Origin of the sequence: Enterobacter sp. K16B, from assembly GCF_020216105.1 — a bacterium.
Classification (GTDB): Bacteria; Pseudomonadota; Gammaproteobacteria; order Enterobacterales; family Enterobacteriaceae; genus Enterobacter; species Enterobacter sichuanensis.
The window spans coordinates 1-13,568 of sequence record NZ_JAIWJZ010000027.1; the positions used below are offsets into that span (position 1 = coordinate 1).

Sequence of the window (13,568 nt, forward strand, 5' to 3'; positions counted from 1 at the left end):
TTCATCTTTGAAGAAGAATGCCCCGTTGCCGGTGTATTCCGGGTAGATATCCAGTTCGCCGGAGGTAATCGCGCCGCGTACGACGGGCGTGGTGCCGAGCTGGACTTTATTGACAGTTTTCACGCCGTGGCTTTCCAGCACCTGCAGAATAATATTGCCAAGCAGCGCGCCTTCGGTATCGATCTTTGAGCCCACTTTTACCGGCTCCGCCGCCTGTAGCGGCAGGCTTAGCGCTGCGAGTAGCGCCACAGAAGCTACCATCCCCGTTTTAATCGTCATTCCGCTGTCCTCATTTTTTTATCGCCTTTTTCAGAGGCTTGAGAGAAAAGCGTAGCTTAAAACGGCGGATTTACCCGGCAAAATGCCTTTTTAGCATAAGGTAAGACGCATCCCCCGGAAGTCGGGGGATGCAAAGGCAAGAAAGGTTACAGCAGCTCGAATTCGCCCTGGTTTACGCGGGCAGAATCCACGCCGATAAAGACATTAAACTTGCCCGGTTCCGCATCGTATTTCATCTGCTGGTTCCAGAACTTCAGCGCGTCCACGTCAATCGGGAAGCTGATGGTTTTGGTTTCGCCAGGTTTCAGAGTGACCTTCTCGAAGCCGCGCAGCTGTTTCACCGGACGGCTCATGGAGGCCGTGACATCCTGAACGTACATCTGGATCACCGTTGCCCCTTCGCGCTTGCCGGTGTTGGTCACGTCAACGCTGGCGATGACCTTGCCGTCACGCTTCAGGGTTGGCGCCGACATTTTCACGTCAGAGACCTTGAAGGTGGTGTAGCTCAGACCGTAACCAAACGGATACAGCGGGCCGTTAGCTTCGTCGAAGTAACGGGAGGTGTACTTGTTCGGTTTGTCGGCATTATAAGGACGGCCGGTGTTCAGGTGGCTGTAGTAAACCGGGATCTGCCCGACAGAGCGCGGGAAGGACATCGGCAGCTTGCCCGACGGGTTGTAATCGCCAAACAGCACGTCGGCGATGGCGTTACCGCCTTCGGTACCGGCGAACCAGGTTTCCAGAATGGCGTCAGCCTGCTGGTCCTCTTTCACCAGTGCCAGCGGACGACCGTTCATCAGCACCAGCACCAGCGGCTTGCCGGTGGCTTTCAGGGCAGCAATCAGATCGCGCTGGCTCTGCGGGATGGTGATGTCCGTTCGGCTGGAGGCTTCGTGCGCCATTCCCTGCGCTTCGCCCACCACCGCGACAATAACGTCAGACTGCTTCGCGGTATTCACCGCCTCGTCAATCATCTCCTTCGGCGTGCGCGGATCGACCTTCACCGCTTCCTCATACTGGTTGAGGAAGGTCACGATGTCTTTATCGTTGGTGACGTTGGCGCCTTTGGCATACAGCACTTTCGCGTTATCACCCACGGCGCTCTTAATCCCGGTCAGCACGGTCACGGACTGGTCGGCCACGCCCGCGGCAGACCAGCTGCCCATGACGTCGCGCTTGCTGTCGGCCAGCGGGCCTACCACGGCAATGGTGCCGGATTTTTTCAGCGGCAGCGTCTCAAGGCGGTTTTTCAGCAGCACCAGGCTTTCGCGCGCCACGTCACGCGCTTCTTTGCGGTGCAGACGGCTTTCGGCGTTGGTATCTGCCGGGTCAGACCCTTTCGGACCCAGGTGACTGTAAGGATCGTTAAACAGCCCCATATCGTATTTCACGTTCAGCACGTGACGCGTGGCATCGTCCAGCTCCGCCATCGTGACCTTGCCGCTCTTCACCAGACCCGGCAGGTATTTGCTGTAGTACTCGTCGCTCATGCTCATGTTAATGCCGGACTTGAGCGCCACGCGCACCGCATCTTCCGGGTCAGAGGCGGTGCCGTGTTTGATAAGCTCTTTAATCGCGCCGTGGTCAGACACCGTGATGCCCTTAAAGCCCCACTGGTCGCGCAGCACGTCTTTCAGTAGCCAGGAATCAGACGTCGCTGGCGTGCCGTTGAGTGAGTTCAGCGCCACCATTACCGCGCCGCTGCCTGCATCGAGCCCTGCCTTGTACGGCGGCATGTAGTCGTTAAACAGGCGCTGCGGGCTCATGTCGACGGTGTTGTACTCTTTACCGCCTTCCACTGCGCCATAGGCCGCGAAGTGCTTGACGCTGGTCATCACCGAATAGCGATCCGCCGGGCTCTTGCCCTGCATCGCTTCCACCATGGTTTTGCCCATTGTGGCAGTTAAATACGTATCTTCACCGAAGCCTTCCGAGCCACGACCCCAGCGCGGATCGCGCGAGACATCCACCATCGGTGCCCAGGTCATGTTCAGGCCGTCGTCCGCGGCTTCATAAGCCGATACGCGCCCCACGGTTTTCACCGCGTCGAGGTTAAACGAGGAGGCTAAGCCTAGGCTGATGGGAAAGACGGTACGCTGGCCGTGTACCACGTCATAGGCGAAGAACAGTGGAATTTTCAGGCGGCTGAGATCCATCACCTGATCCTGCATCTTGCGGATATCCTGACGGGTGACGGTATTAAAGATGGCGCCAACCTGCCCGTCTTTGATCATCTCGCGGATCGCCTCTTTTGGGTTATCCGGACCGACGCTGATCAGACGCAGCTGGCCGATCTTTTCATCGACCGTCATTTTCTTGAGCAATTCCGTGACAAACGCGTCCCGGGCTTCAGGCGTGAGCGGATGGTTACCAAACAAATCCTCTGCCAGCGCAGGTTGCAGCGCCAGGCTGACGGCGACACCTACAGAACATAGCCATTTCATGTCGTTTTACTCTCTCATCAATAACCGCCGGACGATCTCGGCCATACCGTGCGAAAAGCGCAGTGTGCCACAAACCCTCTGAACGTTGCAGGGTTATTCTCTGATTTTTCTCGTGAATACTCGACCGCTTAACAGTTAATCGCGCTATGCTTTACAGCGAGAAATTTGCCCCACCACAAGGAGTGGAAAATGTCTTCTGTTCGAACAAACGATAACACGGCTTTTATTAACGAACTGTCGCGCCTGGTTGGCTCCTCTCACCTGCTTACCGACCCGGCGAAAACTGCCCGCTACCGCAAGGGCTTCCGCTCCGGCCAGGGCGAGGCGCTGGCGGTGGTTTTCCCCGGCACGCTGCTGGAGTTGTGGCGCGTGCTGAGCGCCTGCGTCGCCGCCGACAAGATTATTTTAATGCAGGCGGCGAACACCGGCCTGACTGAAGGTTCAACGCCGAACGGCAACGATTACGACCGTGACATTGTGATCATTAGCACCCTGCGCCTCGACAAACTGCACCTGCTGGATAAAGGCGAGCAGGTGCTCGCCTTCCCCGGCACGACGCTCTACTCCCTCGAAAAAGCGCTTAAGCCGCTGGGCCGCGAACCACATTCGGTGATCGGCTCCTCCTGTATTGGCGCTTCGGTGGTCGGTGGGATCTGCAATAACTCCGGCGGCTCGCTGGTGCAGCGCGGCCCCGCCTATACCGAGATGTCCTTGTTTGCCCGTATCGATGAAAACGGCAAGCTGACGCTGGTTAACCATCTGGGTATCGATCTCGGCGTCACGCCGGAGCAGATCCTCAGCAAGCTCGACGACGATCGCGTGAAGGATGAAGACGTTCAGCACGACGGCCGTCATGCACACGATCACGACTATGTGACCCGCGTGCGGGATATCAACGCCGATACGCCGGCGCGCTACAACGCCGACCCGGATCGCCTGTTTGAATCCTCCGGCTGCGCGGGCAAGGTGGCGGTGTTCGCGGTGCGTCTCGACACCTTCCCGGCCGAGAAAAAGCAGCAGGTGTTTTACATCGGGACCAATCAGCCGGATGTGCTGACGGCGATCCGCCGACACATTCTGGGCGAATTCACGAATCTGCCGGTGGCGGGCGAGTATATGCACCGGGACATTTACGACATCGCCGAGCGTTACGGCAAAGATACGTTTCTGATGATCGACAAGCTCGGCACCGACAAAATGCCGTTCTTCTTCACCATGAAGGGCCGCACCGACGCGATGCTGGAGAAAGTGCCCCTGTTTAAACCGCACTTCACCGACCGCTTTATGCAGAAACTGGGCAACGTTTTCCCGGCACATTTACCGGAGCGGATGAAAACCTGGCGCGATAAGTACGAGCATCATCTGCTGTTAAAAATGGCCGGGGACGGGATTGCCGAAGCGCAGTCCTGGCTGAGCGAATTCTTTAAGACCGCCGAGGGGGATTTCTTTGCCTGTACGCCTGAAGAGGGCAGCAAAGCGTTCCTGCACCGTTTTGCCGCCGCAGGTGCCGCCATCCGTTATCAGGCGGTACATTCCGAAGAGGTGGAAGATATTCTGGCGCTGGATATCGCTCTGCGACGCAACGACACCGAGTGGTTTGAACACCTGCCGCCGGAAATTGACAGTAAGCTGGTGCACAAACTCTATTACGGCCACTTTATGTGTTATGTCTTCCATCAGGACTACATTGTCAAAAAAGGGGTCGACGCGCACGCGCTGAAGGAGCAGATGCTCGCCCTGTTGCGTGAACGCGGCGCACAATATCCTGCGGAACACAACGTCGGGCATCTTTATAAAGCCCCGGACGCACTTAAGCAGTTTTATCGCGAGAATGACCCTACAAACAGCATGAATCCCGGCATCGGTAAAACAACGCGGAAGAAATACTGGCAAGAGAGCACAGACGCGGAGCAGCGCATAACGCAAGCATCTGATTAATTCATACAGCCAAATTTGAGAGATTGTTAAGCGCTACTTAATCGTAATAGAGTAACTGCCTGTCGCCGGAGAAACGTTTCTCCGGCTTTCTATCACGAGGAGCAGGCACATCATGTCGGCTGTTGATGTTTTATCCGGACCGAACTGGAAGTGCGCGACGCCCTTCCCGATGATGTGCATGCCATCGCCGCCATCTATGCCTGGCATGTGCTTCACGGGCGCGCATCCTTTGAAGAAGTTCCCCCCACCATCGATGAAATGCGTCATCGCATGAAAAGCGTGGCTGACCACGGGTTACCGTGGTTAATCGCGCTGTATCGCGGCATTGTGGTGGGCTATTGCTACGCCACCCCTTACCGGCCGCGACACGCTTACCGCTATACCCTGGAAGAGTCGATTTATGTGGATGCCAGCATCACCGGGCGCGGTTTTGGCTCGGCATTAATGTCTGCGTTGATCGCACGCTGTGAGCAAGGCCCGTGGCGGCAGATGATTGCCGTGGTGGGAGACGGCAATAATAATGCCGGCTCATTGCGCCTGCATAAAAAGCACGGCTTCGAGATTGTCGGACAGCTGCGCAGCGTGGGATACAAGAAAGGCGACTGGCGGGATACGGTGATTATGCAGCGCCCACTCAACGACGGGGACTGGACGCTGCCGGAATAAAAGCAAAACGGTAACCTGGGTTACCGTTTTTTAGTGTTTTCTCCCTCTCCCTGTGGGAGAGGGTCGGGGTGAGGGCATCAGCGCGCAGAGGAGGCTCAGTCGTTCTGCGCCGTCGCCATCTGTTCCGCTTTCTGCTTTTTATACGTCAATGCCGCAGCTGGCACAGGCTGAACTTTTCCCGTTTCAATCCAGGTGCGCAGACGGCTCGCGTCGGCGAAGTGGGTATATTTGCCGAAGGCATCCATCACCACCAGCGCCACAGGCTTACCGTTAAACACCGTGCGCATCACCAGACAGTGCCCTGCCGCGTTGGTAAAACCGGTTTTCGTTAACTGAATATTCCAGTTATCCCGATAAACCAGATGGTTAGTGTTGCGGAACGGCAGCGTATAGGCCGGGTTTGCAAAGGTCGCCATCTCTTCACGGGTGGTACTAAGCTGTCCAATCAGCGGGTACTGTTTGCTGGCAATCAGCAGTTTCGTCAGATCGCGCGCCGTGGAGACGTTGTTGATCGACAGACCCGTCGGTTCAACATAATGCGTATTGTTCATTCCCAGCGCTTTGGCCTTGGCGTTCATCGCGCGGATAAACGCGTCATAGCCGCCAGGATAGTGATGCGCAAGGCTCGCCGCCGCACGGTTTTCAGACGACATCAGCGCCAGCAGCAGCATATTTTTCCGGCTGATTTCACTGTTCAGACGCACGCGAGAGTAGATCCCTTTCATCTCCGGCGTGTGGCTGATATCCACTTTCAGCTTTTCGTCCAGCGGCAGATGGGCATCAAGCACCACCATCGCGGTCATTAATTTGGTAATCGAGGCGATCGGGCGTACCAGGTCCGGATGGCTGGCGTAAATCACCTTATTGGTGTTGAGATCAACAATCATCGCGCTGCCGGAGGCAATTTGCGGCTGGTCAGCAGCGGTGGTCACCGCGGGCGTTTTGGCGACGGCTGGCACGGCAGCGGACGCGCCCAGCAACAGCGCCAGGCTAAGTAAAGAGACTCGGAATTTCAGCATGGTGAGACTTCTGATAATTATTCACGCACGTAATGACGTACACCGCCTGTGTCAACGGAGAAACACAGGCTGGCTTCGGCATCATAGCGGTCACCGGGCGTTGTCGCCAGCGGATAATCGTGAACAGATGCTGCATTGCTGGCATTTACGCCAGCAATGCAGTGAACTCAGAAGAGACGGTATCCATAACCCCAAAGAATAACCGTCAGCGCCAGTAGCGCCTCCAGGACCAGCACGCCGATGGCGAGCGTTGAACTGGAGAAGCTCAGGCCCTCTTCTTTATTGATATTGAGGAAGGTTGGGACCCCCAGATACAGCAGATAACCGGTGTAAAAGAGGGCAATGGTACCGATCAGCGCGCACAACCAGACCAGTGGATAGAGCGCAACAATACCGCTTAAGAACAGCGGGGTCGCGACATATCCGGCGAAGACCATACAGTGCGCCAGCGATGGACGTTGCGGGTAGTTACGCGCCATCCAGTGTATAACGCGCCCCATCACCGCTACACCCGCCAGCATCAGGCCATAGAAGAGAATGGCCAGATAAAGCCCGGTAAACCAGGAGAGCTGAACCACGGTGCCGTCCCCGAAGTTCCAGCCGATTTGTGTTGTTCCAATAAAAGCGCATATTACCGGCACCGCAGCCATCAGCAGCACATGGTGCGTGTAATGATGCGAGACCGTTTCGTTCTCACTTTTAATGACATGCATTTCACGATCGGGATGGGAGAAAAGTCCCCAGACATGGTTCATAGCGCCCCCTTGTTGTCGGCCCGTCATCGATACCTTAAGTATAATGCAGGCTTTAGATTATTTTATGTACAGTGGGAAATTTCCGTTGATTTCCCCGCTGTTGATTCATGGGGTATATGATTAAGCGAGACATACTAAGGGAGATGATATTGACGTAATGGATATCAACGGATTTATTGAACAATACGGATACGCTGCGCTGGTGGTCGGGAGCGTGGCAGAAGGTGAAACTATCACGCTGTTAGGCGGCGTCGCCGCACATCAGGGGCTGTTAAAATTCCCGCTGGTGGTTGCCGCCGTCGCGCTGGGCGGCATGATTGGCGATCAGCTGCTCTATTTTCTGGGACTGCGTTTCGGGCCTGCGTTGCTGCAACGTTTTGCTAAGCATCAAAAGAAGATCCGCAGAGCGCAACGGCTGATCCAGCGCCACCCTTACCTGTTTGTGATTGGCACCCGCTTTATGTACGGCTTTCGAATCGTAGGGCCGATATTGATTGGGGCCAGCCGCCTGCCACCAAAAATTTTCCTGCCCCTCAATATTGTTGGCGCTGTTGCCTGGGCGCTGATTTTTACCACGCTCGGTTACGTGGGGGGCGAAGTGATTGGCCCATGGCTGCATAATCTCGACCAGCACCTGAAACACTGGGCGTGGTTGATTCTGGTGGTCGGGGCGGTGATTGGGGTCAGGCTGTGGATGCGGCACAGAGAGAAGAAGCAGGATGAGGAGTGAGTGCGGCCTGATGCCCTCACACTCTCCCACAGGGAGAGTGTGAGGGGAACGTCCTACCCCTCCGGCTTAAACTGCGGATTCGCCAGCATAAATCCTCCGTCGACAATAAACGATTGTCCGGTGGTATAGCTGGCGTCGCCATCGCACAGCCACGCCACCAGGCTTGCGATCTCTTTGGTATACCCCGGTCTTGCCAGCGGGATTTCCGGCAATGAACCTTCTTTCACCGTGCTGTCATCCATGTCATTCATAGGTGTGGCAATCGCCCCCGGCGCGACGGCATTCACCAGAATGTTGTGCTTAACCAGCTCCAGCGCCATGGACTTCGTTAACCCTCCCAGCGCATGTTTTGCTGCGGTATAGGCGCTGGCCTCCGGCAGCGGCGTGTGCTCATGGACCGAGGTGATATTCACAATCCGCCCCCCTTCCCCCTGCTTCACCATCTGACGTGCCGCTATCTGCGAGCAGAGAAACGCGCCGTCAACGTCGACGGTGAAAATTTTCCGCCAGTCGTCAAACGGCATATCCAGAAACGGCGCTTTGGCCATCGCCCCGGCATTATTGACCAGCACGTCCAGTCGACCAAAACGCGCAATCAGCGATTCTATCGCCTCAGCGCCTTCCGGCAGAGTACTTAAATCAAGATGGATAGCCTCTGCACGCTGGCCCTGCGCTTCGATTTCACGGCAGGTGTCCAGCGCCCCGTTTTCATCTGAGTGCCAGGTGACGCCAATATCAAACCCGCGCTCAGCCAGCATCAGCGCCGTGGTTTTACCAATCCCGGAATCCGATGCGGTAACAATCGCTACTCTGGTCATACTCACCTCCTGAAAAACAGCAAAGAGGTAAGTATAGATAATGGCCTTTTTTAGCCATGATGATAGCCACCGCCCAGGGCCGAGGTCAGCTGCAGCGTGGCGTCAACATACTGACCTTTCAGCATTAATCCGGCGAGATGCTCTTTAAGCGCCGGGATTCTGGCTTCACTGACCCGGGAGCCGGCAATCATTCCCGCGCTAAAACGCGCCTGCGCCAGCTCTACCACCCGTGCCGCATCTTTTTCCACCTGTTGCTGATGACGGTTTTTCGCGGTCAGCGTTTCGACGTCACTGGCCGTGCGCGCCACCTGATTAACCGCCTCCACCACCGCTTTGTTGTAGTTCGCCACCGAGAGATTGTTCTGCGCCTGCGCGATATCCAGGCTGGCGTTCAGCCTGCCGCTGTCGAAAATGGGCAGCGTCAGCCCGGCGGTCACGCCCATCTGCTGCGCGGAAGCACGGAACAGATCGCTGAGGTGGAGGGCATCCTGCTGTAAGAAGGCCATCAGGTTCACGTCAGGATAAAATGCCGCTCTGGCGGCCTCCACCTCACTCATGGAGGCTTCGATGTACCAGTGCGCCTCCTGCAGATCCGGACGGCGTGCCAGCAGTTCGTATCCCAGCGTCGAGGGTAACGAGGCTTCCACCGTCGGCAAGGCGTGCCGGGTAAGTGTTAAAGTGGATGAATTGGTCAGCGCGACCAGACGCGCCTCTATGGCTTTCATCTTGCCGCTCACCTCAGCCATCTGCTCTTCGGTTTTGCTGGCGTTGATATCCGTTTCGACGCCCTCTACGGAGGAGGTAATCCCATGCAGATACAGCTCGCGGTCGGCCCCGATGATATTGTCCTGTTCTTGTTTAATCTGCCCGAGTACATCCTCCGCGGCGGCCTGGGTTTGCCACTCCCAGTAGAGCCGAGCCACGCTGCTGGCCAGCAGCTGACGGGTTTGTTCAAGCTCCGCTTTTTGCGCATTGACTTTGCCTATTCGGGCCTCCACCTGCGCGCGATTTTTTCCCCACAGGTCGAGATCCCAGCCGGCGGTCAGGCCAAAGGTGCCATTGGTGTACCACGGCCCGGTGGTACCTGCCGCCGGGTCAGTAATAGCGAAGGGCCCCATCAGCCCTTCGGCGGACATTTTCTGACGTTCGGTATCCGCTGAAAAATCCATCTGCGGACCGTCGGCAGCCAGCGTGGCTTTTGCCTGGGCTTCGGCAAGCGTAATACGCTGGCGGGCAATCTGCATATCCGGCGCATCGTTCAATGCTTTTGCAATAAGACGGTTAAGCTGGGGATCGTTATACGCCTTCCACCACTCATTTTTCGGCCAGTCCTGATGATGCAAAACCGTATTAACCGACGCCGTTACCGTCCGGGCCTGGAGAGGGGAAACCGTGGCATGTTCCGGCGCACAGGCAACCAGTACAAACGCGAGAGGAGCACTCAGAGATAAAATAAAAGAACGTTTCATTACGCCATAGACTCAAAAAAGAAAGGCGCAAATTACGCTTGATGTTATTTGTTTTTTTAGTAATGCGTGGCAATCCGTAAATTGTTATACATTTACATAAACAGAAAATTATTCATCAAATGAATTAATTACTTCGACTGAATTACCCGGGCAATATCAGCGGAGGTTTGTAATGTCCGGATCTCCTGAAATAACCCCAGCGCTTCATCATATTCTTTGCGTAAATAACTCAGCCACTGTTTAATTCGCGCCACGTGATACAAACCGGTGTCGCCCTGCTTTTCCAGACGGCTATATTTTTGCAGCAGCGTGACGACATCTGCCCACGGCATACGCGGCTCGTTATATTTTACCACCCGGCTGAGGTTGGGCACATTCAGCGCCCCGCGGCCGATCATCACCGCATCGCAGCCGGTGGCGTTCAGACAGGCCTGCGCGCTCTCGTAGTCCCAGATTTCGCCGTTGGCGATCACCGGAATGGAGAGACGTTTGCGGATCTCACCAATCGCCTGCCAGTTAATGCGCTCGGCTTTATAGCCATCCTCTTTGGTGCGGCCATGCACCACCAGCTCGGTAGCCCCGGCCTGCTGCACCGCATCGGCGATTTCAAATTGCCGGGCATCGCTGTCCCACCCCAGGCGCACCTTAACCGTCACCGGCAAATGCGAAGGCACGGCCTCACGCATTGCTTTCGCGCCGCGATAAATCAGTTCCGGATCTTTCAGCAACGTCGCTCCGCCGCCGCTGCCGTTCACCAGCTTCGACGGGCAGCCGCAGTTGAGATCCACGCCGTAAGAGCCCAGTTCAACCGCACGGGCGGCGTTTTCCGCCAGCCATTCCGGATACTGACCGAGCAGTTGAATACGCACCAGCGTGCCGGAAGAGGTCCGGCTGTTGTTGTGCAGCTCGGGGCACAGGCGGAAGAAGGATTTTACCGGCAACAACATATCGACCACGCGCAGAAACTCCGTCACGCAGAGATCGTAATCGTTCACCTCGGTCAGAAGCTCGCGCACGAGGGAGTCGAGCACGCCTTCCATTGGGGCCAGTAAGACACGCATAGCAGTACCTGTAAAAAAGACGCGCTATAGTATCTGCTCTCCGGGTATGTGGAAAGCACGACGTTCCATTCCGGAATGTCTGGTATGCTCAAATTTCATGATGTGATCCGTGGCACATTTTCAGGTTTAATTGTATGATGAATCCGTTTCAGCAAGGACTTTCACCATGAGTAAATCATTGAACATTATCTGGCAATATCTGCGCGCATTCGTCCTGATTTACGCCTGCCTGTATGCCGGGATTTTCATCGCGTCGCTGCTGCCCATTACTATTCCCGGCAGCATTATCGGTATGCTGATCCTCTTTGTTTTGCTGGCGTTGCAAATTCTGCCGGCAAAGTGGGTCAACCCCGGCTGCTTTGTCCTTATTCGCTATATGGCGCTGCTCTTCGTGCCTATCGGCGTCGGGGTGATGCAGTATTTTGATTTGCTTAAAGCCCAGTTCGGCCCGATCGTGGTCTCCTGCGCGGTCAGTACGCTGGTGGTTTTCCTGGTGGTGAGCTGGAGTTCGCATCTGGTGCATGGTGAACGCAACGTGATCGGGGAGAAAACAAAAAAATGATAGCCAATATCTGGTGGTCGCTGCCGTTAACCCTGGTGGTGTTCTTCGCCGCACGTAAACTTGCCGCACGTTTCAAAATGCCCTTGCTGAACCCGCTGCTGGTGGCGATGGTGGTGATTATCCCGTTCCTGCTGCTCACCGGCATTCCTTACGAACGCTACTTTGCTGGCAGCAAAATCCTCAACGACCTGCTGCAGCCCGCCGTTGTCGCGCTGGCGTTTCCTTTATATGAACAGCTGCACCAGATCCGCGCTCGCTGGAAATCCATCATCACCATCTGTTTTGTCGGCAGCCTGGTGGCAATGATTACGGGGACATCGGTGGCGCTGTTGATGGGGGCTTCCCCGCAGATTGCGGCGTCTATCCTGCCGAAATCGGTGACCACGCCTATCGCGATGGCAGTCGGCGGCAGCCTCGGCGGTATTCCGGCCATCAGCGCAATGTGCGTGATTTTCGTTGGCATTCTTGGCGCGGTATTTGGTCATACCCTGCTGAACGCCATGCGTATCCATACGAAGGCTGCCCGGGGATTGTCGATGGGTACCGCCTCGCATGCGCTGGGCACCGCCCGCTGCGCGGAGCTGGATTATCAGGAAGGGGCGTTTAGCTCCCTGGCGCTGGTGATCTGCGGGATTATCACCTCCCTGCTGGCCCCGTTCATTTTCCCGCTGATTCTGGCGGTGATGGGCTAAAATTTGCGATGCGTCGCGCAAATTTCATTTTGATTTCATAAGTTGCATACATAATGAGAAGTGGATCACATATAAAGCCCTGACGGCTCCGTAAACTACCGATCCATTAACCTTTATGAGGCAAACGCCATGCACCCACGTTTTCAAGCTGCTTTCGCCCAGCTTGCAGAGAATTTGCAGTCAGCCCTGGCTCCCGTTCTGGCAGATGCACACTTCCCCGCCCTGTTGACGGCGGAGCAGGTCACGATGCTGAAACAGGCAACGGGACTGGACGAAGACGCGCTGGCTTTCGCACTGCTGCCCCTGGCCGCCGCCTGCGCGCGGGCCGATCTTTCCCACTTCAACGTCGGTGCCATTGCACGCGGGGTCAGCGGTACCTGGTACTTCGGTGGCAATATGGAGTTTCTGGGCGCAACCATGCAGCAAACCGTTCACGCCGAGCAGAGCGCCATCAGCCACGCCTGGCTGCGCGGTGAAAAAGCACTGAGCGCCATTACCGTGAACTACACCCCTTGCGGTCACTGCCGTCAGTTTATGAACGAGCTGAACAGCGGTCTGCAGCTGCGCATCAACCTGCCGGGCCGCGCGCCGCACACGCTGGCGGATTACCTGCCAGACGCGTTTGGCCCGAAAGATCTGGAGATCAAAACGCTGCTGATGGACGAGCAGGACCACGGTTTCGCCCTGTCCGGCGATGACCTGTCCCAGGCGGCCATTCGCGCTGCCAACAAGAGCCATACCCCGTACAGCAAGTCCCCGAGCGGGGTGGCGCTACAGTGCCGCGATGGGCGCATCTTTAGCGGCAGCTATGCGGAGAACGCGGCGTTTAACCCAACGCTGCCGCCGCTGCAGGGCGCCCTCAACCTGCTGAGCCTGAACGGCTATGACTATCCTGACATTCAGCGCGCCATTCTGGCAGAGAGAGCCGATGCGCCGCTGATTCAGTGGGATGCCACCGCCGCGACGCTCAAGGCGCTGGGCTGTACGACGATTGACCGCGTACTGCTTGCCTGATTCCTTCCGGCGGGCAGAAATGCCCGCCAGTTTGCTGAAAAACCCCTCAGTTGAGTCGCTGTTTCTTGCGCTAACCAGGCGGGTAAAGTAGCCTGAGTTAAATTCATCTTCGGTACGAGCC

Annotated in this window: 12 protein-coding genes and 1 pseudogene; 6 read left to right on the forward strand and 7 right to left on the reverse strand. The window is 56.4% G+C overall.

The genetic code is table 11. From position 1 onward, the window contains the following. Nucleotides 1-279: glycine betaine ABC transporter substrate-binding protein (locus tag LDK53_RS06830; RefSeq protein ID WP_318527748.1), on the reverse strand; the 279-nt coding region annotated here is incomplete at its 3' end. A 146-nt stretch (nt 280-425) separates the two neighbouring features. After that, a complete protein-coding gene (gene bglX / locus LDK53_RS06835) occupies nt 426-2,723 on the reverse strand; it encodes a beta-glucosidase BglX (RefSeq protein WP_225285095.1) in 2,298 nt (765 codons plus the stop codon). 189 nt (nt 2,724-2,912) lie between these two features. On the opposite strand from bglX, the gene dld reads away from it, so the two are divergent. Together dld and LDK53_RS06845 are read left to right on the forward strand one after the other, a co-directional pair. Beyond that, a complete protein-coding gene (gene dld, locus LDK53_RS06840; protein WP_225285097.1) occupies nt 2,913-4,661 on the forward strand; it encodes a D-lactate dehydrogenase in 1,749 nt (582 codons plus the stop codon). A gap of 112 nt (nt 4,662-4,773) precedes the next feature. Further along, a pseudogene (locus LDK53_RS06845) lies at nt 4,774-5,327 on the forward strand (N-acetyltransferase family protein). A gap of 95 nt (nt 5,328-5,422) precedes the next feature. Here LDK53_RS06845 and pbpG read toward each other — a convergent pair. Both pbpG and LDK53_RS06855 read right to left on the reverse strand, forming a co-directional pair. Next, on the reverse strand, nt 5,423-6,346 hold the full coding sequence (pbpG, locus tag LDK53_RS06850; protein ID WP_225285101.1) for a D-alanyl-D-alanine endopeptidase: 924 nt from the start codon (nt 6,344-6,346) through the stop codon (nt 5,423-5,425). A 167-nt stretch (nt 6,347-6,513) separates the two neighbouring features. After that, nucleotides 6,514-7,101, reverse strand: coding sequence for a Yip1 family protein (locus LDK53_RS06855; protein ID WP_013097942.1), 588 nt, complete (start codon nt 7,099-7,101; stop codon nt 6,514-6,516). A 157-nt stretch (nt 7,102-7,258) separates the two neighbouring features. Here LDK53_RS06855 and LDK53_RS06860 point away from each other — a divergent pair, with 157 nt between their 5' ends. After that, nucleotides 7,259-7,831 carry a DedA family protein gene (locus LDK53_RS06860; protein ID WP_225285103.1) on the forward strand — a complete coding sequence of 191 codons (573 nt, stop codon included), beginning with the start codon at nt 7,259-7,261 and terminating at the stop codon, nt 7,829-7,831. Between the two features lie 53 nt (nt 7,832-7,884). On the opposite strand, the gene LDK53_RS06865 is transcribed toward LDK53_RS06860, so the two are convergent. The 3 genes from LDK53_RS06865 to dusC all read right to left on the reverse strand — a co-directional run bounded on the left by LDK53_RS06865 (nt 7,885) and on the right by dusC (nt 11,179). Continuing rightward, nucleotides 7,885-8,649, reverse strand: a complete 765-nt coding sequence (locus tag LDK53_RS06865; RefSeq protein WP_225285104.1) for an SDR family oxidoreductase — start codon at nt 8,647-8,649, stop codon at nt 7,885-7,887. Nucleotides 8,650-8,699: 50 nt separating this feature from the next. Beyond that, nucleotides 8,700-10,118 (reverse strand): multidrug resistance outer membrane protein MdtQ, encoded by a 1,419-nt coding sequence (mdtQ, locus tag LDK53_RS06870; protein ID WP_225285105.1) that lies wholly within the window; start codon nt 10,116-10,118, stop codon nt 8,700-8,702. Between the two features lie 128 nt (nt 10,119-10,246). Then, entirely contained in the window at nt 10,247-11,179 is a 933-nt protein-coding gene (gene dusC / locus LDK53_RS06875) for a tRNA dihydrouridine(16) synthase DusC (protein WP_025756256.1), read from the reverse strand. A gap of 166 nt (nt 11,180-11,345) precedes the next feature. On the opposite strand from dusC, the gene LDK53_RS06880 reads away from it, so the two are divergent. The 3 genes from LDK53_RS06880 (at nt 11,346) to cdd (ending at nt 13,447) form a co-directional block, all read left to right on the forward strand. Next, nucleotides 11,346-11,741, forward strand: coding sequence for a CidA/LrgA family protein (locus LDK53_RS06880; protein ID WP_014884558.1), 396 nt, complete (start codon nt 11,346-11,348; stop codon nt 11,739-11,741). After that, on the forward strand, nt 11,738-12,433 hold the full coding sequence (locus LDK53_RS06885; protein ID WP_025756257.1) for a CidB/LrgB family autolysis modulator: 696 nt from the start codon (nt 11,738-11,740) through the stop codon (nt 12,431-12,433). The genes LDK53_RS06880 and LDK53_RS06885 overlap by 4 nt, the downstream gene beginning before the upstream one ends. 129 nt (nt 12,434-12,562) lie before the next feature. Further along, nucleotides 12,563-13,447, forward strand: coding sequence for a cytidine deaminase (gene cdd, locus LDK53_RS06890; RefSeq protein WP_025756258.1), 885 nt, complete (start codon nt 12,563-12,565; stop codon nt 13,445-13,447). Nucleotides 13,448-13,568 lie beyond the last annotated feature (121 nt).

What these genes read in the sequence shown, in the direction of transcription:
- dld (WP_225285097.1), top strand. Translation starts at nt 2,913, where the DNA reads ATGTCTTCTGTTCGAACAAACGATAACACGGCTTTTATTAACGAACTG.
- cdd (WP_025756258.1), top strand. Translation starts at nt 12,563, where the DNA reads ATGCACCCACGTTTTCAAGCTGCTTTCGCCCAGCTTGCAGAGAATTTG.
- LDK53_RS06860 (WP_225285103.1), top strand. Translation starts at nt 7,259, where the DNA reads ATGGATATCAACGGATTTATTGAACAATACGGATACGCTGCGCTGGTG.
- LDK53_RS06855 (WP_013097942.1), bottom strand. Translation starts at nt 7,101, where the DNA reads ATGAACCATGTCTGGGGACTTTTCTCCCATCCCGATCGTGAAATGCAT.
- LDK53_RS06880 (WP_014884558.1), top strand. Translation starts at nt 11,346, where the DNA reads ATGAGTAAATCATTGAACATTATCTGGCAATATCTGCGCGCATTCGTC.
- pbpG (WP_225285101.1), bottom strand. Translation starts at nt 6,346, where the DNA reads ATGCTGAAATTCCGAGTCTCTTTACTTAGCCTGGCGCTGTTGCTGGGC.
- LDK53_RS06885 (WP_025756257.1), top strand. Translation starts at nt 11,738, where the DNA reads ATGATAGCCAATATCTGGTGGTCGCTGCCGTTAACCCTGGTGGTGTTC.
- mdtQ (WP_225285105.1), bottom strand. Translation starts at nt 10,118, where the DNA reads ATGAAACGTTCTTTTATTTTATCTCTGAGTGCTCCTCTCGCGTTTGTA.
- LDK53_RS06865 (WP_225285104.1), bottom strand. Translation starts at nt 8,649, where the DNA reads ATGACCAGAGTAGCGATTGTTACCGCATCGGATTCCGGGATTGGTAAA.
- dusC (WP_025756256.1), bottom strand. Translation starts at nt 11,179, where the DNA reads ATGCGTGTCTTACTGGCCCCAATGGAAGGCGTGCTCGACTCCCTCGTG.
- bglX (WP_225285095.1), bottom strand. Translation starts at nt 2,723, where the DNA reads ATGAAATGGCTATGTTCTGTAGGTGTCGCCGTCAGCCTGGCGCTGCAA.